Source organism: Psychroserpens sp. Hel_I_66, from assembly GCF_000799465.1.
In the GTDB taxonomy this organism is placed as follows: domain Bacteria; phylum Bacteroidota; class Bacteroidia; order Flavobacteriales; family Flavobacteriaceae; genus Psychroserpens.
On sequence record NZ_JUGU01000001.1, the window covers coordinates 3644905 to 3667506 of the forward strand.

Annotated in this window: 15 protein-coding genes; 7 read left to right on the forward strand and 8 right to left on the reverse strand. The window is 34.7% G+C overall.

Going from position 1 to position 22602, the window contains the following annotated elements; translation table 11 throughout:
- Nucleotides 1–34: 34 nt before the first annotated feature.
- Together GQ40_RS16180 and GQ40_RS16185 are read right to left on the reverse strand one after the other, a co-directional pair.
- Entirely contained in the window at nt 35–5131 is a 5097-nt protein-coding gene (locus tag GQ40_RS16180) for a translocation/assembly module TamB (protein ID WP_231565595.1), read from the reverse strand.
- A 97-nt stretch (nt 5132–5228) separates the two neighbouring features.
- A complete protein-coding gene (locus tag GQ40_RS16185; RefSeq protein WP_052184299.1) occupies nt 5229–6683 on the reverse strand; it encodes a membrane dipeptidase in 1455 nt (484 codons plus the stop codon).
- A 166-nt stretch (nt 6684–6849) separates the two neighbouring features.
- Here GQ40_RS16185 and GQ40_RS16190 point away from each other — a divergent pair, with 166 nt between their 5' ends.
- A complete protein-coding gene (locus GQ40_RS16190) occupies nt 6850–7500 on the forward strand; it encodes a fasciclin domain-containing protein (protein WP_081990234.1) in 651 nt (216 codons plus the stop codon).
- Nucleotides 7501–7624: 124 nt separating this feature from the next.
- Nucleotides 7625–8392, forward strand: coding sequence for a zinc-dependent peptidase (locus GQ40_RS16195; protein ID WP_047550791.1), 768 nt, complete (start codon nt 7625–7627; stop codon nt 8390–8392).
- Nucleotides 8393–8405: 13 nt separating this feature from the next.
- Here the strand turns inward: GQ40_RS16195 and GQ40_RS16200 are convergent, their stop codons facing one another.
- The 4 genes from GQ40_RS16200 to GQ40_RS16215 form a co-directional block, all read right to left on the reverse strand.
- The gene (locus GQ40_RS16200; RefSeq protein WP_047550794.1) at nt 8406–10568 is read right to left on the reverse strand and encodes a xanthine dehydrogenase family protein molybdopterin-binding subunit; all 2163 of its coding nucleotides are present in this window, start codon (nt 10566–10568) and stop codon (nt 8406–8408) included.
- An 11-nt stretch (nt 10569–10579) separates the two neighbouring features.
- Nucleotides 10580–11041, reverse strand: a complete 462-nt coding sequence (locus tag GQ40_RS16205) for a (2Fe-2S)-binding protein (protein WP_047550797.1) — start codon at nt 11039–11041, stop codon at nt 10580–10582.
- A gap of 63 nt (nt 11042–11104) precedes the next feature.
- On the reverse strand, nt 11105–11686 hold the full coding sequence (locus GQ40_RS16210) for an NTP transferase domain-containing protein (RefSeq protein WP_047550800.1): 582 nt from the start codon (nt 11684–11686) through the stop codon (nt 11105–11107).
- Complete coding sequence (locus tag GQ40_RS16215) at nt 11687–13234, reverse strand: hypothetical protein (RefSeq protein ID WP_047550803.1); 1548 nt, start codon at nt 13232–13234, stop codon at nt 11687–11689.
- A 146-nt stretch (nt 13235–13380) separates the two neighbouring features.
- On the opposite strand from GQ40_RS16215, the gene GQ40_RS16220 reads away from it, so the two are divergent.
- From GQ40_RS16220 to GQ40_RS16240, 5 genes are all read left to right on the forward strand, one after another.
- Nucleotides 13381–14556 (forward strand): 2-isopropylmalate synthase, encoded by a 1176-nt coding sequence (locus tag GQ40_RS16220; protein WP_081990235.1) that lies wholly within the window; start codon nt 13381–13383, stop codon nt 14554–14556.
- Nucleotides 14557–14617: 61 nt separating this feature from the next.
- A complete protein-coding gene (gene leuC / locus GQ40_RS16225; RefSeq protein ID WP_047550806.1) occupies nt 14618–16024 on the forward strand; it encodes a 3-isopropylmalate dehydratase large subunit in 1407 nt (468 codons plus the stop codon).
- Between the two features lie 4 nt (nt 16025–16028).
- Nucleotides 16029–16619: a 3-isopropylmalate dehydratase small subunit gene (gene leuD, locus GQ40_RS16230; RefSeq protein WP_047550809.1), complete on the forward strand. Its 591-nt coding sequence runs from the start codon at nt 16029–16031 to the stop codon at nt 16617–16619.
- Between the two features lie 45 nt (nt 16620–16664).
- The gene (gene leuB / locus GQ40_RS16235) at nt 16665–17783 is read left to right on the forward strand and encodes a 3-isopropylmalate dehydrogenase (protein WP_047550812.1); all 1119 of its coding nucleotides are present in this window, start codon (nt 16665–16667) and stop codon (nt 17781–17783) included.
- Between the two features lie 162 nt (nt 17784–17945).
- Complete coding sequence (locus tag GQ40_RS16240; protein WP_047550815.1) at nt 17946–20525, forward strand: phosphoenolpyruvate carboxylase; 2580 nt, start codon at nt 17946–17948, stop codon at nt 20523–20525.
- Between the two features lie 189 nt (nt 20526–20714).
- Here GQ40_RS16240 and GQ40_RS16245 read toward each other — a convergent pair whose 3' ends face one another.
- Together GQ40_RS16245 and GQ40_RS16250 are read right to left on the reverse strand one after the other, a co-directional pair.
- Nucleotides 20715–21962 (reverse strand): ammonium transporter, encoded by a 1248-nt coding sequence (locus GQ40_RS16245; protein ID WP_047550818.1) that lies wholly within the window; start codon nt 21960–21962, stop codon nt 20715–20717.
- A gap of 5 nt (nt 21963–21967) precedes the next feature.
- Entirely contained in the window at nt 21968–22306 is a 339-nt protein-coding gene (locus GQ40_RS16250; protein WP_047550820.1) for a P-II family nitrogen regulator, read from the reverse strand.
- Nucleotides 22307–22602: the final 296 nt, after the last annotated feature.

Consider the following 22602-nt stretch of genomic DNA (forward strand, 5'->3'; position numbering starts at 1 on the left):
AGAAATGCGATATATGTAAATTTATTGTTCAATACTAATTCTTTTTCTTATCCATACTTTCATCTGTAGCCTCTTCTTTAGCGTTTAGTTTTTCTTCTGCAGCTTTTTTGTCGGCTTCAAGTTTTGCTTTCTTTTCACTTTGTGACCTAAAAATGGCATCCCAAAGTTCGTTAAACTGATTGAATTCTTGAGTAAATATAAGTCCGATGCCACTAACGATAGTTTGACCATCAATCACATTTTCAAACTCACTTCTTCTAAATCCTTTTAATCGATATCTGCCATCTTCGGTCAAAATATATTCTAAACTCACATTGCCAATTAGAGGTGTCGCTTCTCCAGTAGAACTGCTGCCCTGTATATCTACTTCACTACCGACTCTAACTATCAAGCGATCATCAAATAATTTTTTTTGCGCAGCGATATCCAGTTGGGTTCTTTCGGTAGGAGCATCACCTTGATAGTCGGTATAACTGTCCAGACCAAAATCCAATTCTATACCAGAATCTCCCAATAGTTTGTCTGAGAACGCATTAAGCTGCTCAGATACTGCGTCATTAAGGTTATCTCTTGCAATGGTTGCAAAACCACCTGTACTACCATCACTTCCTGGATCTGGATAGAAACGATTAAGCACCAATAAGGAAAACACTTGCCTATTAAGTTCGCTTTCTTGTTGGTTAACTTGTTGCACACGACCGTAAACTTGTCCTCCAATAGCACCTTGCTCTTCTTCTGGCATATCTAATTGAAACGATATTTTAGGTTGTAGCAATTCCCCATCAATATTAAGATACACATCAAAAGGCAATACTTGTCTGTATTTTGTTTTTACTGAAGGATCTGCCCCAGAAATTTGCGGAGCCATCAACGATGATGCTGACGTTTCGAGATTGTAAATAGCACGAACATCTAACTTGGCATCAAAGGGATCTCCAGACCAGGTGACACGACTGCCAGAAGCAATAAGAAATTTTCTGTTTACTAGGCTATAAAGATTGAGCTCGTAGTGACCATCTGAGATTTCATAAGTTCCAACGAGATTTAAGCGTCCGTTTGGTGCCATTTTAAAATCGAATTCTCCCTCTCCAGAGACTTTGAAATTATCACCGGTTTCTTCATCGATAATTATGGTTACAGCTGCTTCCTTACCCACTTTAATAAATGTGGAAATATCAAAACCTTTAATGGTTGCGGTTTGTTCTTCAGTTTGGGTAAGAATGGCGTCGGGATTTTCACGATTTACAAATTGTACGACACCGTCACGTTCTTCAATATTGGCAACGGTTGAAGGCATGACATAGGTCACGTCAGTATCAGACCCTAATGTGACTTGTGCATCTAACTTAGGGATTTGTAAATCTCCAGTTAGTTTTGCATTGGCGTCAAATGATGCTTTTCCGTAGAATAATTCATTATCTTCTTGAGTTGCGTCAAGTACTTGAAAATTGTTGGCTTTTAAATCAAGATCAAATGTTGGATTTAAAAAACTTTCTGTACCAATATCTCCAGACAATACTAATTCGTTATTATTAACGTCGCGAATAGTAAAATTAGACATGGAAACTCCATCATTATTCATATTCAACGTTTCGTTGACCATGGTGAATTTGGTGTTAAGTTTTGCGATGTTAAATTCTGCATTATTAAATGTGATGGATCCATCGTATTGAGGATCTGCTGTGGTGCCAGTAACTTTAAATTTTCCTTTAAAACTACCATCACCTTCTTTAATCTCACCCAAAGAAAGTGTGTTAAGGGCTTTCATTTTAAACTCATTAATATTTAAGTCGAGATTTAGATTTGCAGCAGTGCTATTGGCTTCGTAGTCACCAACCAAATCAAGATTAACATCTCCACCTTTAAGCCCTATATTAAATGCGTAATTGTTGCCATCAAGAGAGTTACCATTTAGGCTTAATGTGCCTAGATTGGTTTTTAGCATCTCAAAATTAGAAATACTCAAGTCTGCAATAATACCAGTGTCACCAAAAGGTTCTTCTAAAATAAAATCACCGTTTAGCTCACCTTTTGCAATTTGAGAATTTGGATTTAAATAATTGAACACTTCACTTATTTTAAAATTTTCAAAATCTATGGCTGCGTGTGTTTTTGTGATCTTAGAGAGTTTATCGGTAATCTCAACAGACTGATTATTCTTAGTAATCTTAAAATTATTAAACTCTAAATTGTTGTCTGTAAAGACAATCTCATTTGTATCTGGAATGGTCCATTCAGTTTTGTTGAGTATCAGGCTATCAGGATTAACGGTAAACGAAAGACGTTCCCGGTTACCTGTGATTTTTGTATTCACATTCAAAAGACGCTCGCCATCATGATACCCTAAAAAATTAAGGGATAGTTCATTGTTGGTCTGATTTCCGGTTATGACCGTTTTGGGAATATCCAAAGGCCCAGCAATTATGTTTTTAAAGCCTAGATTGAAATTGAAATTCTCTTTATCTGTATCCATTGAAAAGGCCAAACTATCCAATTCGTTACCACTATAATTGATGTGAGGCGCAGTGATATTCGCTTTTAATTGTCTTTCTTTTTCGTTAAAATCTACAGAAATATTAATAGTGTCCAAATCCTTTACATTTACCAAAAAAACATCATTAAGTAAAGGAGATTCTGAGATTTTACCCTCAAGTTTAAGGTTTACAGGATTGGTAATCGTATCTGGAATTGTTTCATCTCTATAAAAATAGCTGGAAATATGTCGTTGTATGGCTTTGCTAAACGTTTGTGGGTCTGTATTTGACTTTAATAAAACATCAACAATTTTATTTTTTATCGAAACCGAAGTTGTATCACTCCGCACATGCGCAAGTGCATTTAAATCACCCAGCAAATAGGTTTTGTTATCGTAGACAAAAACACCATTATCAACAATTGCCGAAGCGTTGTAACCTTCAGTATTACCTTTAAAATCTGCGTAGATATTCATACCGGTTTTTACATTTCGCTGCATAACACCAAGACCTTGTAAATCTGCTCCAATAACGTTAATTTCCGCAGTGGCTTCTGGTGCAATAGAATCTAAAACAACCAATGCATCAAGTTTAATGTTGAGGTTCTCATCCTTATAATCTGAAAGAATGTGACCCGTTCCATTTTTGATTTTCCCATTGAGATTAAGGTCTTTAATGGCATAATTATTAAGCTGAAATTCGCTAATCGTAGCATCCAAAGTAGCATCCAACGTATTAATGGTAGAACCGCTACCTTGAGAATCTACAGTTAAACTCAATGCTCCAAATTGCGGATTCCCAAGTAGCTCATTCATTTTGTAATCCTCGATCGTAATTTTAGCATCGTAAGCAATAGTGTTTGTGTTTTGGAAACTTCCGTCAATGGTAGCGATACCCTGTGTTGTTGTTAATTTCGCTTTCGCGGAAATATCCTGTGGATTTCCATTTAATCTTCCAGCAAGCTTTACATTTTCTGGTAAATTAACCCCTAGATCTTTTTCACTCACAAATTGTATAAGATCTGAACGTTTTGTTTCTGCGGAAAACTGCGGAATATCAAACTGAACCAAATCTGGATTGGTTACATTTTTAAGCGTTCCGCTAGCGGAAATTCGTGTCGTATTTCCCCAATTTACGACTGCATTTGGTAAATTGACCGATGATAAAGTACCAGCAGCATTGATGCGACCTGTAAGTTGTTTTTTACTTAAAGTCTGGAGATAGGCGTTGTTTTTAAGATCTGGCTGAAATTTGAAAATTTCAGAAAGTGACACACTAAAAGACGGTAGGTTAACATCCACTCTCGTAGTCTCAGGTTTCTCGATTAATTGGGAAAGCGAGTTATATTGCAACTGCGCATAACCAATAATACTGTTGTTATTTAATTTAAAGTCCAAATTATCAAACAGCATTTCTTGATCTGTTGCCTCAAAATCAACCGCAAGTTGTTTTAAATTGAGACCAGAACTTTCATTAAAGTTAAATTGATTTATGTTAATTGTAGCTTTTTTATCTTTAATAAGTAAATCCTGAGCCTTGAGCGTGAGATTATTTAAAGAAATCGCGTTTGGGTTAAATACCGTTTCACTTGGTGAAGCATTACCAACTCGGTAATCCAATTCGTTATTTTCAAGATCTATAGATGCTACATTGACTTTTATTTGAGGCCATTCAAACGTTTGGATATCTGCTTTGGCATCATCTTTAATGGTTTTGATTTGTTCGGTTAATCCATTGATCTCTGCCTCTGTAACTAACTTTATTTTTGAATTTTTAAGCGTAATTTTATTTAAGCTGAAATCACTTTCAGCTAAATTAATGGATGGTGTATCACTAGAAAATTCATCAATATCAAGATCTGCAATAATACGGTCTGGTTGAGATTCATAATAGGCGACAACGTTTTTGAGTTTTATATTTTCCGAAGAAAATTTAGGTAAAGGTATTTCAGAAGTGGTCGTGTCAATGGTAACGGGTTTCTGGATAAATTTTATGTTTGAGTTTGCAAGTTCAATTGTTGAAGCATTGAAAATCATGTTTTCAATATCTGTTTTTTCCATATTGGCTTTGAGTTCGCCAACTTTAAACCTGGAATCAATACCTACAACTGCATCATTAAAAACGAGATCAATATTTTTGAGATTTAAATTCCCAATGATCAAATTCAATGGAGTAGAAGTGGTATCTGTCGCAACAGTCGTGGTATCTGTAGCTGCAAAGGCATCAATTAAAAACTGAAAATTATAACCAGAAACAGAATCTTTTCTAATGATATTTGCTCGTAAACCATCCCAATCCAGTTCTTCTACGCCAACAGCTTCACCATTGATCATTTTCCAAAGTGGGATATCGGCTTCTAAAGATTTTGAATACACCAAAGTATCTCCTTTCTTGTCTTCAAGAAATAACCCATCTAATTGTACATCGCCATCAAAAGTGATAAACAACTTATCTATTTCAACCTTGGTATTGGTTTTATTTGAAACGTAATCAACAACTTGATTAACAATGATATCCTGTCCCCAAGGACTTCTTATAAAAAGTACGATTAAAAATAGAAAAATTAGAATACCTAACAACACTCGCAAGGTTCTTCGCAACCAGCGATATTTTTTGCTTTTTTGAGATTCGTTATCTATGTTTTCAGGGCTTTCCAAGGGTCAAATATAAAACATCAAATGTATTATAATTGTCACGATTGCCATTAATATTAACACTCTTGCCACATAATTTTAACGCTTGGAAAGAGGATTTTTAATTGAAATTTGATTTTAAGAATGCATCTGCATTTAAATACAGAACGCGATCTATAATTTCTTCTGCGGAAATTTGATTTTGCGGGAGCAATTGCGATTTATGATTAGTTAGATAGTCTTGGGCCTTTTCGATTAAATAGGGTTTTATGTCTTTAATGTTTTCTGCTGTCCAAAGTCCTTTGATTGGATTGACAATCCCATCAAAATCTGAACCTATTGCTACCGTTCCCCAAGCAAATAAATTGTTGTTATTTAAAAGCTCTCCAATGTGACGAATTTGTCTCCAGATCAAATCAGATTTATTTACATATCGCCTTTTCTTACTTGGCCAATAGATTCTTGATGCTCGTATTGCTTTTGTATTGGCAATGCGACGCTCATCTAATTGCAAGCCAAAAATACCTTTTGATTTCGCGATACGTAAAATTTCATTATCATATAAATTAATATCTTCTTCATTAAAATATTGGTTTTGCTCACCACTTGAAATTGTAGGTTCCTCAATTGATTTTCTGCCATTTGCAGCACCATGACTTACGATAATCGGGATATTCTCGTTAGCATAAACGGTATCCAGAAGTTCATAATATCTTGTTCTAGAAGCGCGACTCATGTGTTTGATATCAATGAGGATGCGTTTATTGTTAGTGCTGTCCAGTAATTTAGCAATGACCTTAAACCCTAAATCTGTAATACCAGTATCTAAACCTCTATTTTGGTTCTTTTTTATCAAACCAATATTAATACTCCTTGCATGCCCACAAATTTCATTATAAAAATGGTGGGCAAGTGTTATGAAAAAAGGTTTATGATCCCAGTTTTTTACAGTGTCTATATTGCTTAAAACCGTGGTTTCGTCTGCAGTATTTACATCCTTGTTTAAACCGGTTTCAAATGCATGTGCACCTTCTATACTTGGGACTAGGCTAATTATTTTCCGTTTAGAGGTTGAGGTGGTTATATTGGTTGATATTTCCGCATAACTATTCACTAAACGGTAAGTATAAGTAACATCATCAATAACCTGTGCAAAATTATTGAGTTGCATATAATAATTGTATTCATCATTTAAATCCTGAAAATAACTATTATGGTTTCTGAGGCTATCTATGCGTTTTTGGCTCACACCTGCTGCAAGATTGACTAATATGTCTGATACAAATTTGAAGCCCAGCATTTTCTCTTTTAGAAAATGTTTTTCAAAAGGGTATAAAGAAATGACTACTGTATTGCAATTGGCTTTAGCAAGAGCTGTGAGATCTGTTTGAGTGAATTTGGTAAGTGTTAGTAATTTATTGAATTGCCTCTCGATAAAATTTGGCGGACTATAATGCCATATCGAGTTTTTGCGTCCACTATTTAAATTATTTTGTTTTGGCGGTTCGTATTTAAAACTCTTACCATAAGGTTTAAGCGATGGATGGCAATGAATATCTATGTATGACTTGCTCATTTATAGTTGGTTATGAGATTTAAAGTTATGCAAAATTATTGCAATTGATAGGTCTTCCGAAGAAAAATAAAATCCATTATTGTTAAATATTTATTAAACCTCTTATTATAAAAATCTAAAAGCCATTTTACTCGTATATATATTATAAACACTTAACACATTAATTATGAAAATTAAAATGAATAGATTTTTAGGTATTACAGCATGTATGCTTCTAGTAGTTCTAACCGCTTGTGAAGATGGGAAGAAGAAAGAGCAAGAAGCTAAAATGGAAGCTGAAAAAGTTGAAATGGAAGCTGCAGAGCAAGAGAGAATGATGATGGAAGAAAATGCGAAAAAAGAGCAAATGATGAAAGAAGAGGCTATGACCAATAGTATTGCTGGTAAAGCTATGACAAATGAGAATCTTACAACGTTGGTTACTGCGTTGCAAACAGCAGATTTAGCGACAATGTTATCTGAGCCTGGTGAATACACAGTTTTTGCACCTTCAAATCAAGCCTTTTCAAAGTTGCCAAAAGGAACTGTTGAAAGTTTATTGAAACCAGAAAACAAAGAAAAATTACAAGGTGTTCTTCAATACCATGTAGTGTCTGGTAAAATGACTTCAGATAAGTTTGCTGAGTCAATTAAAGGAGCTAACGGAAAATATAAATTTAAAACCGTAAAAGGTGAAGAATTGACCGCTATGATGAGTGGTGACCAATTTGTAATCATGGATGAAAGTGGTAAAAAAGCTCAAGTTATTCAAGGAAACGTAGATGCATCTAATGGTATTGTGTATGTCATTGATACTGTTTTGATGACCAAGAAATAAAATAATAAGTTGATTGATTGATTAGATTAGGACGTGGTGAAAGCCATGTCCTTTTTTTTTATATCTCAATATCCGTAAAGCTAGAAAATCATTAGATTAGCCACTTTTAAATCAAAAATCATTTATGGTATACATAATTATATTTATCGCACTTTTAATCTTCGTCATTTATGTATTCTATAATAAATATTCAAAAAGAATAGAACAATTTCCTGCCCATTGGCATGATATACTATTGAAAGAGGTTGTATTCTATAAAAATTTACAACCTAAAGAACAAAAGCGATTTCAAAATAGAGTTATGCAGTTTCTAAGTGAGGTTTACATTGACAGCGTAGATTTCGAAATTGAAGAACTGGACAAGATATTAATTGCTGCAAGTGCTGTAATACCAGTGTTTGCTTTTAAAGAGTGGTTTTATCCAACGCTAAGCGGAGTGATCATATATCCAGATAATTTTAACGATGATTTTGAATTTTCAGAAAAAAGTGAATCTCGACGTATTGCTGGAGTTGTTGGAACAGGGAGATTGGAAAAGCAAATGATTTTGTCTAGAAAGGCATTGTATAGTGGGTTTAGAAATCATGGCGATAAAAAAAATACTGCAATCCATGAGTTTGTCCACCTCATTGATAAAATGGACGAAAATGTAGATGGCATTCCAGAGGTTTTGATGCAAAACTCTAATTCAATTCCTTGGCTAAAATTAATGCATGATGAAATGGAGGCGATTAATAACGACAAGTCAGATATTAGAGCTTATGGAGGCACCAAACAATCGGAGTTTTTCGCAGTGGCCTCAGAGTATTTTTTTGAAAGTCCAAAACTAATGAAACGCAAACATCCCGAACTTTATAAAATGCTGGCAGCGTGTTTTAGAGTAAAATTTTAGTACTTCGGAAATTTTAAACCTTCAAACTTGCCTCATGTTTTATTAGAGATTTAGCAAAAGGTTGTTTGCTCAAAATTTGTCCAGTTGCAGCTTTGATGGCATTTGCCAGAGCACCTCCTGCTGGTGGTAAACCAGGTTCTCCCAATCCTGTAGGCGATAGGTCATTTTCAACAAAATAGGTATTTACAATAGGCGTTTCGTTCATTCTAATTAAACGATAAGTATTGAAATTCACATCTTGAGGTTTTCCGTTTTCAAAAGAAAAATCGCCATACATTGCATGTCCAATTCCGTCAATAACACCACCTTCAATTTGATTTTTTGCACCTGTAGGATTTACAACAATCCCACAATCTACCGCAACGGTTACTTTTTCAACCATTGGTAATCCGTTTTTTAAAGTGATATCCACCACTTCTGCAACATGGGTGTTATGGCTGTAATATGCAGAAAATCCTTGATGAACACCTTCTTTTGTATTTCCCCAATTGCTTTTTTCTACAGCTAGTTTTATAGTGTCTGTCATTCGCTTTGCGGAATATTGAATATTAGGATCTTCGCCATCCTTTACATTTTTAAGCAAATCTAATCGTAATTGAATAGGGTCTTGTTCACAAGCTTCTGCGAGTTCATCAAAAAAGCTTTGTTCTGCAAAGGCTAAAAAGTTGGTATAAGGCGCTCGCCATGCGCCTGTTGTGATATTACTTTGGTAATTGCCAGATTCTACCTTGTAGTTTTTAATAGCTCCAGCGGGAAAAAAGTGCGGAATCAAACCATACATATTAGAGTTGATCGCAGCTTCTTTTAAATGGTAACCGGTCACTTTTTTATCTTTTACAGAGGCAGCAATTCTATATTTTATTGCAGGTCTATAAATGCCAGCAGCCATATCGTCTTCTCTTGAAAAAATAACTTGTACTGGCTGTTTTGTGAGGTTAGATATTTCCGCAGCTTCTAGAGCAAAATCACCGTAAAGTCGTCTTCCAAATCCGCCACCCATTCGTGTCATTTCTAAATGAATATCCTCTTCTTTACGATTTATTAATTCTGAAATACGTCTCGCAGTTCCTGCAGGTGTTTGGATGGGACCAACCAAATGCACTTTTTCCTCGGTGACATTGGCATAGAAATTCATAGGTTCCATACAATTATGTGGTAAAAATGGTGACTCGTAAGTGCGTTCTAGAATTGTGTCTGCATTAGCAAAAGCTTCTTTGATATTGCCATCTTCACGTCTTGTTTCTAGACCTTTTCCGTCTAAAATTTTAAACAATTCGGTATCATGATTAGATGTGCTTTCCAATTTGTTATCATCTTTCCAAGTCACATTCAATGCTTTTTTTCCTTTCATTGCTGCCCAAGTATTTGAAGCCAAAACAGCAATTTTATCTCCAAATTGCACAACATCGGAAACTCCGTTTATATTTTTGGCAGCAGTTGCATCAAAGGAATTTATGTTTTGACCAAAAGCAGGAGGTCTCATGACAGAGACGTATTTCATGCCTTCCACTTTATAGTCCAAACCAAATAGAGACTTTCCTTTTATGATTTTATCGATGTCAACATTAATGGCATCTTTACCTATGATTTTATAATCTTTAATTTCTTTTAGGGCTACATTTTCTGGCACTTCCAAGTGAGCTGCTTCGTTTACGACATCGCCATATCCAAGTTCATCACCATTGGCATTTTTTATAATTCCATCTTGAGCTGAGCACGAACTAGCATCAACATTCCATCTCGCAGCTGCAGCATTAATGAGCATTTGTTTTGCAGTGGCTCCAGTTTGACGAAGAGCATCCCAACCAAAACGAATTGACTGACTACCACCAGCTACTTGTCTTGTAAAGTTAGTGGTGTCTAAAGCACCTTGCTCTACGGAAACATGTTTCCAAGGGACGTCAAGTTCTTCAGCAATAATCATTGGCATTGATGTTTTTACACCTTGACCAATTTCAGGATTTGGCGAGAAAATGGTGACGTAGCCATTTTCAGCAATTTTAATAAATGCATTGAAATCTTTAAAGTCTAATTTTGAAACGTCTATTGGAGGTGTAGCAGTTTCTGCACACGATGTTAAGAAATTGAATCCAATTAACAATCCGCCAGATGCCAATGCAGAGGTGCGAATAAAATTACGTCTGCTAAAAGTGAGTTTATTGTTTTTATTTTCCATGATTTCTTAGCTTAAGACATTTTTTTTGCAGCCAGAGCCACTGCTTTTTCTATACGATTATAACTGGCGCATCTGCAAAGATTTCCATTCATGGCGTTTCTAATTTGCTCGGTATTTGGATTTGGATTTCGAGTTAGAAATGACGTGGCAGTCATGATTTGACCAGCTTGGCAATAGCCACATTGCGGTACATCTAGCTCTTTCCAGGCTTCTTGGACAGGATGTAATTTATCGGTAGCGAGACCTTCTATAGTTGTGATATTAGCACCTTCTAAACTTGCAATTGGGATGGAGCAACTTCTCACAGCGGTACCGTCAAGATGCACTGTGCAGGCACCGCATTGTGCGATTCCACATCCAAATTTGGTGCCTACAAGATTGAGTTCGTCACGAAGCACCCATAATAGAGGTGTGTCTTCGTCAACAGTTACGCGCACTGCCTTTCCGTTTATTTTTAGATTGTAAGTTGCCATAGCCAAAATATATTTAGTGAAAGTTAACCAATATTTGTCTTATTTGTACTTGGTATTAGATTTTTATAACGTTTTCAAATAATCGAGGTAATCGTTTTTTGTATCTATATCGAGTAATCGATCGCTTTCAATGGAGATTACCTGGGATGTATTTGAATTTAAAAAATATTTTGCGCCTTTGTCACCTTTTATTTGTTGGAGTTGTTCGAAATATGACTTCGGAAAAATAGCTGGTACGCCAATGTTGTCTAGATATTTAGAAGCAATAATTTTACTTGAATATTTTTCCGAAGAAAGAATTAATGAGTTGAGGTATTTAGTATTGACATTTGGTTGATCACCAAGAATGATTAAAACAGCGTCAAAATTTTCAGAATTAATATATTTAATACCCTCAATAATACTAGAGCTTAAGCCTTCTTCGTAATTGTTATTAAGAATAATCTCAACATTATATTGAGAAATGGAATGTTTTATTTTTTGTGCATTTGAGCCTAGAACACAAAATGTTTTTTCTGCATTTGAGTGAATTGCATTTTCAATACATAATCCTAAAAGGGTAGTTTTGCCAATTGGTAAAAGCTGTTTTGCGGTACCCATTCTTTTTGAGCTACCAGCGCTTAAAATAAGAATGGCTATTTTCATTTAAGAAGACATGGATTTTAAATATTTGGTTTTTATAATCTCACCAACAGGTTTGTTTTCTATTTTACTTTCGAGCCATGAAATGATATCTAAATATAAGAATGCACGTCTTTCAAAAGGATGGTCTTCGTATGTTTTTAGGGTAGCATGTAATTTTATAAACGCATTTTTAAGTTCGTGAGGGTAAATGTCCTGTAAGCCTTTTATGAATTTTATCATTTCTTTTTGAACTTCGTGCAAATCGTTCATTTTAATTAAAAACTTATAAGTGCTTCTCAATAAAGTATCCAAATTATAGTCTAGACCTGCTTCATAATGTGCAACGAGATTTAAAACTCTTGAAAAGCAGAGTAAATCCTCACGCATGGAGAGTGATTTGTTCGATATTATTTTGTTGAGATATGTAATGCACTCTTTATTGTTTCCAGCACCAAAATGTAAACTCGCAAACTTGTAGTAAAAGATCATTTTATGGTGTGCGTCGATTCCGTTTTGGTATTTTATCAGGTTTTTTTCAATCTTCGGAATCAATTCTAAACCCTCCTCAAAACTACCATCGATAAAATGTTTATTGATATCATGGAAATTGAAATATAAAAAAGCGAGAGTTTTTACGTTTTCATCCTTTGGAAATGTTCTATCTTCAACAATCTGTTTAAATTTTGAAAGCGTATTGACAAACTTGGGCTTATTTCTAATAAATAAAAGAGACTCTAAAAGATAATTGTTTCCTTTTAAAAAAAAGACGGGATTCAGTTGAATCATTTTTGGGTATTCATCAAATAACTCTACCCATTTTAAGGCGTATTTATAGCAGTTTTTAAAATCCTGAAGCAAAAAACTATACCATAGATTCGCATTATATAACCAGAGCTTTTCACGAAAGCCTAGATCGTTAATTTTGTAGTTTGGTAGTCTTGCTTTAAAATATGCTGTCACTTCCTTGCTTTCCTCTTCACTTTTTACATAACCCGTGCGTAAGATAATACTGTATAATTGGAGCGAAAGATTGGAAAGTTTGCTGGTTAATACATTTAATGAACTAATGTCTTTTGCCTGTATCGTCAGCTCGTCTGCTCTTGTGCTAATACTTCGGGTTATAAATTGAGCTTCAATAATTTTTTCAAGCTCTACAATTTCAAACGCTAAATTTTTCTCCTCGTTAAGTATGGCCAGATCTTTTGCTTTATCTAAAATCTTCAAACTTTGTCTGTAAAGACCTTTGTGGTATAAAATAGAAGCAAAATCTAACTGCTCTCTTATTTGAGAACGTACATTTTGATGTGAAGGGTTGAGTTTTAAACTAATGAGTATTTGTTTGTATAAGTGTGCTTTTACATTTGCAAGCTGCTGTTTTTTTACAATTTTCGTTTTTAAAATTGACGCTTCATCATAGGAGGAAGCCTTGTCTAAAAAATTAAATAGGTTTAAAAATTTAGAATCCTGATTAACATCCAAACGACCAACATAGAGTTTAAATTGGCGTTTTTCAGATTTTGTCAAAGATTTAACCAATAAAAATAAATTGTCTTTTTGGTCTTTAGTCATCAAATGAAAATTGATTTATAGTTTTGATATTCAATTAAATAGCAATAAAATTATTAACTGAACATCGTAAAAGCTCAGGAATTAGATACGATATTAAATAACCAAAGTATAAATTCGTTAGACAACAGAAAAATAAAATTCAATAAATGTCTGATAATAGCGTTCAAATTTTTGACACAACCCTAAGAGATGGTGAGCAAGTTCCTGGCTGTAAGTTAAATACTAAGCAAAAATTAGTCATTGCAGAGCAGCTCGATCAATTGGGTGTTAATGTTATTGAAGCAGGTTTTCCTGTCTCTAGTCCTGGTGATTTTAAATCGGTAGAAGAAATTTCAAAATTGGTTAAAAATGCTACGGTTTGCGGATTAACACGTGCTGTAGAAAATGATATCAAAGTTGCTGCGGAAGCCTTAAAATATGCAAAATACCCAAGAATACATACAGGAATCGGGACTTCAGACTCTCATATAAAATATAAATTCAATTCCGATCAAAATACCATTTTGCAACGTGCTTATGATGCAGTAAAGTATGCAAAATCTTTTGTTGAAGATGTTGAGTTTTATGCTGAAGATGCTGGTCGAACAGACAACGAATTTTTAGCTCGTGTTTGCGAAGTCGCTATTAAAGCTGGTGCTACTGTTTTAAATATTCCAGATACAACAGGATACTGTTTACCTAGTGAATATGGCGCAAAAATGAAATATCTCAAAGAAAATGTGAAAGGTATCGAAAAAGCCATTTTATCTTGCCACTGTCACAATGATTTAGGTTTGGCAACTGCAAATTCTATAGAAGGTGTCATTAATGGTGCAAGACAGATTGAATGTACAATAAATGGCATTGGAGAGCGTGCAGGAAATACTGCTTTAGAGGAAGTCGTCATGATTTTAAAACAGCATCCTTACCTTAATTTAGATACCAATATAAATACAACACATCTCTACGGAATTAGCCAATTAGTAAGCGATAGTATGGGTATTTACACGCAACCAAACAAAGCTATTGTTGGTGCTAACGCATTTGCGCATAGCTCTGGAATTCACCAAGATGGTGTGATTAAAAATAGAGAAACTTACGAAATTATAAATCCTTTAGATGTAGGTGTAACGGAATCTGCCATTGTGTTAACCGCAAGAAGCGGTCGAGCAGCTTTAGCCTATCGTGCTAAAAATGTTGGGTATGAATTGACAAAACTTCAGTTGGATGATGTGTATGCTAACTTTTTAAGTTTTGCCGATAGAAAAAAAGAAATAAACGATACAGACATTCATCAAATTATTGAGACCAGTAATGTGTATCAACAGATAATTTCAGCATAAAAATTATAATTAATTTTCATCGGAAAAATAAAACAGATTTCCGCTTTCGCGGAAAGAGAACATGGGAAAAACACTATTTGATAAAGTCTGGGATGCGCATGTGGTCAATACAATTGAAAATGGACCGCAAATTCTCTATATAGATAAACATTTGATTCACGAAGTGACGAGTCCGCAAGCGTTTAACGAACTAGAAGAGCGAAACATTCCGGTTTTTAGACCGAATCAAATTTTAGCGACTGCAGATCATAATACGCCAACGCAACATCAAGATCAGCCCATAAAGGACGAATTATCTAGAAAGCAGTTGGCGCAACTTTCAGAAAATTGCAAAAAAAATAATATCACATTATACGAGTTAGGGCATAAATATAACGGAATTGTCCATGTAATGGCTCCAGAGTTAGGTGTTACACAACCAGGTATGACCATGGTTTGTGGAGATAGTCACACCTCAACACATGGTGCATTCGGAGCCATTGCATTTGGCATAGGAACCAGTCAAGTAGCACAAGTTTTTGCTAGCCAATGCTTGTTGCTTACCAAGCCCAAGAGTTTACGAGTTACGATTAATGGCAAGTTGAGGAGTGGCGTCTTACCAAAAGACGTCATTCTTTATACGATTTCAAAACTCGGCACAAATTCTGGTACTGGATATTTTTGCGAGTATGCAGGAAACGTGTTTGAAGATATGAGCATGGAAGGTCGTATGACCGTTTGCAACATGAGCATCGAAATGGGAGCAAGAGGAGGTATGATTGCACCAGATCAAACCACTTTTGATTATGTAAAAGGACGAGAATTTGCTCCAAAAGGAGAAGAATTTGAAAAGAAAGTAGCTTATTGGAAAACCTTGCCAACAGATGATGACGCACAATTTGATAAAGAATATCATTTTAATGCTGAAGATATTGAGCCAATGATTACCTACGGGACAAATCCTGGAATGGGAATAAAAATTTCAGAACACATACCACAAACTAATGATGCTTCTTTTGAAAAGTCACTGAAGTATATGAACTTCAAAAAAGGTGAATCACTCATTGATAAACCCATCAATTTTGTATTTATTGGGAGTTGCACAAATTCTAGAATTGAAGATTTTAGAGTCGCAGCTAATTATATAAAAGGAAAACAAAAAGCCCAAAATGTTACTGCTTGGTTAGTGCCAGGAAGCAAACAAGTAGAAGCTCAAATTATAGAAGAAGGCTTAAAGGATATTTTTGACAATGCAGGTTTTGAGCTGCGACAACCAGGATGCAGTGCATGTTTGGCGATGAATGATGATAAAATTCCGCAAGGTGAGTATTGTGTTTCTACTTCAAATAGAAATTTTGAAGGTCGCCAAGGTCAAGGTTCTAGAACTATATTGGCGAGTCCATTGGTTGCAGCTGCAACAGCTGTTGAAGGAAAAATAATTGATATTACAAAGCAGTTGGCAGCCACCAGTTCAACTACATTAAATTAAAGGCATGGAGAAGTTTACAACATTAGAGTCTAGAGCCATTCCGTTAAATATAGAGAATGTCGATACAGATCAAATTATACCAGCGCGATTTTTAAAAGCTACAGATCGTCAAGGTTTTGGAGATAATGTATTTAGAGATTGGAGATATGATAAAGAGGGATCTATTAATACAGATTTTGTGCTCAACAATCCTAAATACAAAGGTAGTATCTTGGTTGCTGGCGATAATTTTGGATGTGGATCGAGTAGAGAGCATGCAGCCTGGGCGATAACAGATTTTGGTTTCAAGGTTGTTGTATCCAGCTTTTTTGCAGATATTTTTAAGGGTAATGCGCTTAACAACGGGTTGTTGCCAGTTCAGGTTTCCGAAGCATTTTTAAAAAAACTATTAACTCAAATTGAAAATCATCCAGAAACGATTCTTGAAGTTGATCTTGAGAACCAAACTATATCTGCAAAAGATTTAGATTTATCAACACATTTTGATATTGATGCTTATAAGAAAACATGTATGATCAATGGGTATGATGACATTGATTATCTTGTAAATAACATAAAATTGATTGAGGCTTTTGAAACTCAAAAAACATATTAATTAATAAATGAGAGTGGGAAGAGATTCCTGCCTTAGCGGGAATATATGAAATTACAAATTGCAGTTTTACCAGGAGATGGTATTGGTCCAGAAGTAACAGAGCAGGCGATAAAAGTATTGAAAGCTATAGCTTCAGAATTTGATCACACATTTAAATTCAAAACAGCAGATGTTGGCGCCATTGCTATAGATAACCATAACGACCCATTGCCAGAGGCGACACTTAATCTTTGCAAAAAAAGTGATGCTATTTTGTTTGGTGCAATTGGTCATCCAAAATATGACAACGACCCATCGGCTAAAGTGCGTCCAGAACAGGGATTGCTTAAATTGAGAAAAGAGTTAGAGTTATTTGCCAATATAAGGCCTGTAAAGGCTTATGACGATCTTTTAGATAAATCGCCTTTAAAAAGGCATATCATAAAAGGTGTGGATATTAGTATTTATAGAGAATTGACGGGTGGTATTTACTTCGGAAAAAAAGCAATCAGCGAAGATGGTAACGTTGCATCAGACCTTTGCGAATATTCTAGGGAAGAAATTGAGCGTATCGCTCATTTGGCTTTTGAGGCTGCACAAAATAGAAAACATAAAGTTACTTTAGTTGATAAAGCAAATGTTTTGGAGAGTTCAAGGCTTTGGAGAAGAATGGTAACAGAAGTCGGAAAACAATACCATGATGTTGAGCTTGATTTCTTATTTGTAGATAATGCTGCAATGCAAATGATTTTAAACCCTAAACAATTTGACGTTATTTTGACCGAAAATATGTTTGGAGATATCATAAGTGATGAGGCAAGTGTAATTGGCGGTTCTATTGGTTTGTTGGCTTCAGCTTCCGTAGGGAAAAAATATGCGATGTTTGAACCTATTCATGGCTCATTTCCGCAGGCAACCAACAAAGGGGTTGCTAATCCTGTTGCCTCTATTTTGTCTGCTGCGATGTTGTTGGAGCATTTTGAGTTATTTTCCGAAGCACAGTTAGTTAGATTAGCAGTCGAGAAATCTCTTAAATTACACATCTCAACACCAGATATCAATTCAAAATATGATAACGTCACTACAAATAAAGTAGGAGATTTTATTGAGGATTTTATTAATAATCCTGGCGACACCAACATGAATTTTACTAATATTCATTTAGGTCAATCAACGATTATTTAAGTTTAGATTGTTAAATATATAAACTTTAAAATATTAATACTTTTCTTAGAGTATTCTTGATTTATGCACATTTTCTAGATAAATGTGTAATTCATTGTGCGTAGTTATTTATTCTGAAAATTCTTCAGTATATTTAAGTAAATAGAATTATCCAAAAAAAATATGCCAACACAACCAAAGCTTACTAGATTCAACCAAAACGTATTGTCAAAATACCAGATTTACAATAGTATTTTTATGACACTGCCTTTTGATACAATCACAAAAACAGGAGCGTTATTGCCCTTATTTCATGAAACTTGCAGTAAGGGTTTTGAAGCTGGGGACAACCCAACGACAATAGTCGAAACATTTTTTAAAAAATACCAAGCACGACGCTCAGATAAAAGCCAAATTGATTTATTATTTCGTTTTATTCAATATATAGAGCGTCAAGTCGTTCTGTTTGATGCTATTGAGGACGCAGCATTTCCTATAGTTAATAACATGGATGGGATTGGGACTTTAAGAAGTTTGAAAGAAGCTGTAACTGCGGAAAATAAAATGGAGACACTTCAAAAATATATTGAAGAGTTTAAGGTTAGAATCGTTTTAACCGCCCATCCAACCCAATTTTATCCAGGTTCTGTTTTGGGTATAATTACAGATTTAACCGAGGCAGTAAAAGAAAATGATTTACTGCGCATCAATGATTTGCTCGCTCAATTAGGGAAGACACCGTTTTTTAAACATAAAAAACCTACACCTTATGATGAAGCAGTGAGTTTGATCTGGTATTTGGAAAATGTATTTTATAAATCCTTCGGAACAATCTATGACTACATCCAACAAAATATATTTGACGGGAAACATATAGATAACGACATCATTAACATAGGTTTTTGGCCAGGAGGAGACAGAGACGGAAATCCATTTGTCACTCCAGAAATCACATTGAAGGTTTCGCAGAGACTTCACGAGACGATTATAAAAAATTACTATCGAGACATTAGAAAATTAAGGAGAAAACTAACCTTTGAAGGTGTTGAGGACAAAATAAGTAATTTAGAAAAAGAGCTTTATAAAATAATCATCAATAAAAAATCAAACCTCACATTAGACTTTTTTAAAAGTGAATTGGATGAGGTTAAAAAAATTGTAATAGAAAAGCATCAATCACTGTATGCTACGGAAGTCAATAGTCTTTTAAATAAAATTCATTTGTTTGGATTTCATTTTGCCAACCTGGACATACGTCAAGATAGTAGAAAACATGCACAGTTTTTTAATGATATGGTTGATGTTTTGATTGAAAGTGGGAGCGATATTTTTCCTAAGAACTATCACGATCTACCAGAAAATGAGCAAATTGCCATTCTATCCAAAGTTGAGGGAGAAGTCGATTTATCATTAATCAAGGATGACGAAACTTTAAAGGCATTAGAAACAATGACAGCTTTAAGAACCATTCAGGAAAAAAATGGAGAGAAGGCTGCAAACCGTTATATTATAAGTAATAACCAAACAACATTGCATGTCATGCAATTATTTGCAATGCTTAAACTTGTGGCGTTCCAAGATAAATTAACTGTTGATATTGGTCCACTATTTGAAACCATTACAGATTTAGAAAATGCGCCTAAGGTAATGGAAGAGTTGTACACAAACCCAGAGTACGCAGCTCACCTAAAATCTAGAGGACAAAGACAAACGATTATGCTTGGTTTTAGTGATGGTACAAAAGATGGTGGATATTTAATGGCAAATTGGGCTATTTATAAAGCCAAAGAAAATTTAACAGCAGTGTCTAGAAAATATGGTGTAACCGTGATTTTCTTTGACGGTAGAGGAGGGCCTCCAGCACGTGGTGGTGGGAAAACCCATAATTTCTACGCGTCTTTAGGGCCAACGATTGAAGATAAAGAAGTGCAATTAACCATACAAGGTCAAACGATTTCTTCAAATTTTGGAACCTTAGATTCGTCGCAATACAACTTAGAGCAATTGATAAGTTCTGGGATTTACAATAGCTTAAGTGATAAGGACTTAAGTATGCATCCAGATAATAGGATAGTCATGGATGACTTGTCTAAATTAAGTTACGAAGCCTATAAAAATTTTAAGGCACATTCTAAATTCATTCCATATCTAGAGCACATGAGTACTTTAAAGTACTATGCTAAAACCAATATTGGAAGTCGACCTTCAAAACGAGGCAAAGCAGAAGGTTTGGTTTTTGAAGATTTAAGAGCTATCCCATTTGTGGGATCGTGGAGTCAATTAAAGCAAAACGTTCCAGGATTTTTTGGAGTTGGCACAGCATTAAAACATTATGAAGATACCAATCAATTTGATAAGGCACAGCGCTTGTTTCAAACATCAGATTTCTTTAAGACACTTATTGAGAACAGCATGATGTCATTGTCAAAATCATTTTTTGACCTTACAAAATATATGAGCGATGATCCAGAATATGGAGATTTTTGGAAACTCATTTTCAAAGAATATGAAACTTCAAAACGTCTCATTTTAAAACTTACTGGATATAAAGAGCTTATGGAAGAAGAGCCAGCAGGAAAGGCTTCAATTGCTGTTAGAGAGTCTATAGTTTTACCTTTATTGACTATTCAGCAATATGCATTAAAAAAGATTCAAGAGTTAGAAAATGACGGTATCACAACTGGTGACGAGATAGAGATTTACCAAAAAATGGTGACGCGTTCTCTCTTCGGAAATATTAATGCGAGTAGAAATTCGGCTTAAAAAAACCAATTCATTATAATTTAAAAAAGCGTTTGAGGTATAACATCTCAAGCGCTTTTCTATTTGAATTTCTATCTTAAATTTCTTTAATTGATTTTTAGTCTGGTCTTCATATTTCAGAACAGAAAATAACAAACCCTCAAAACTTGCTTCTTGAGGGTTTGTTCCCTAACTAATTAAATAACAATCTTAACGTTCATTTAATCTAAAGTCTGGATAGGCATCCATACCATGCTCATGAGCATCAAGGCCTTCTAATTCTTCGCGTTCTGAAACACGTATACCGACTGTTTTCTTTAAGGTAAAGAGAATGATAAACGCAGATACCATACAAAATACAGCTATAGACCCAACACCAACGAGTTGCGTTATAAATTGGTCTACACCTGCTAAACCACCAAAGATTCCTACAGCCAAAGTTCCCCAAATACCACAGATCAAATGTACAGCAATGGCACCGACAGGATCATCTAGTTTTAGTTTATCAATCAAAGAAATTCCAAAAACAATTATAGTTCCAGCTATTGAGCCAATCATTATAGCATCTGTTGGAGACATTTGATCTGCTCCAGCAGTAATACCAACTAAACCGCCTAAAATGCCATTAAGAAACATGGTCAAATCTAAATTTTTATATAATAATGTAGATACAAGGGCAGAAACAACTCCGCCTGCAGCAGCAGCCAAACACGTTGTCACTAATGTTAATGATGTTAATGTTGGATCTGCAGATAAAACAGAACCTCCATTAAATCCAAACCAACCTAGCCATAAAATAATGACACCTGCAGTTGCTATTGGTATGTTATGACCTGGAATAGCTTGAGGTTTTCCGTCTTTAAACTTGCCAATTCTGGCTCCTAAAAGTATTACAGCTACTAAGGCAGCCCATCCTCCAACAGAGTGCACAAGTGTTGATCCAGCAAAATCATAGAATGGTGTGTCTCTAGTTTCTAAGAAGCCACCACCCCAATCCCAAGAACCTGCAATTGGATAAACTAAACCCACATAAATGATTGTAAAAATCATAAATGGTCCAATTTTCATGCGCTCAGCAACAGCTCCAGAAACAATTGTTGCTGCGGTTGCTGCAAACATTCCTTGAAATAAGAAATCTGTCCAATAGGTATAACCTTCATTATATGCTAGATCAAGAATAGCTTTTCCGGTTTCAGGATCTGTGACGGTTCGTGCATCTAATCCCAAACCTGCGAAACCTAAAAACCCATTAAAATCTCCAGGGTACATTAAATTGAATCCAATAACACAGTACAGAAGCAATCCAACGGTAATGATAAATATGTTTTTAAATAAAATATTAATTGTATTTTTTTGACGTGTGAGTCCAATCTCTAAGAATGCAAAACCTAGGTGCATAAAAAAGACGAGTGCTGTACAGATCATCATCCATACATTATTTATGGTAAATAATTCCATTGTTTTTATTTTAAAGTGTTTCCTCCTTTTTCTCCTGTTCGTATTCTATAAACTTCCTCGACGTTTGAGACAAATATTTTACCATCACCAACATCTCCTGTGGAGCCAGCTTCTAAAATGGCTTTTATGGTTACTGCCTCAAAATCATCATTAATAACAATAGATAAATAGCGTCGTTGGATATCACTGGTGCTATAAGAAACACCTCTATAGACATGCCCTTCCTTTTCATTGCCTAAACCGGTAACATCCCAATACGAAAAGAAATTAACACCCACTTCGTGTAATGCTGTTTTTACTGCGGAAAATTTTGATTTCCTGATTATAGCTTCAACTTTTTTCATAAAGATTGCATGGTTAGCTGTAAATTTAAATCAAATCTATATAATTTTATTTTATACCCTTTAAAAAATAGGGGTCATAAATATATTTTTATGAATATTATATTTTATACCCTATAAATTTTAGGGTTAGATTTTTTTGAGTTGATTTTATGATAAATTCATAATCCAGAAATTGAAGAATTATCATATTTCTTGATTTTTATTTGACTATTTAATAGTCAATAGTGGTTGTCGCAATCGTTTTCGCAAAAAATAAACGTTATAGCTCATTTGCTTAATTGATTATTATGCAGTTT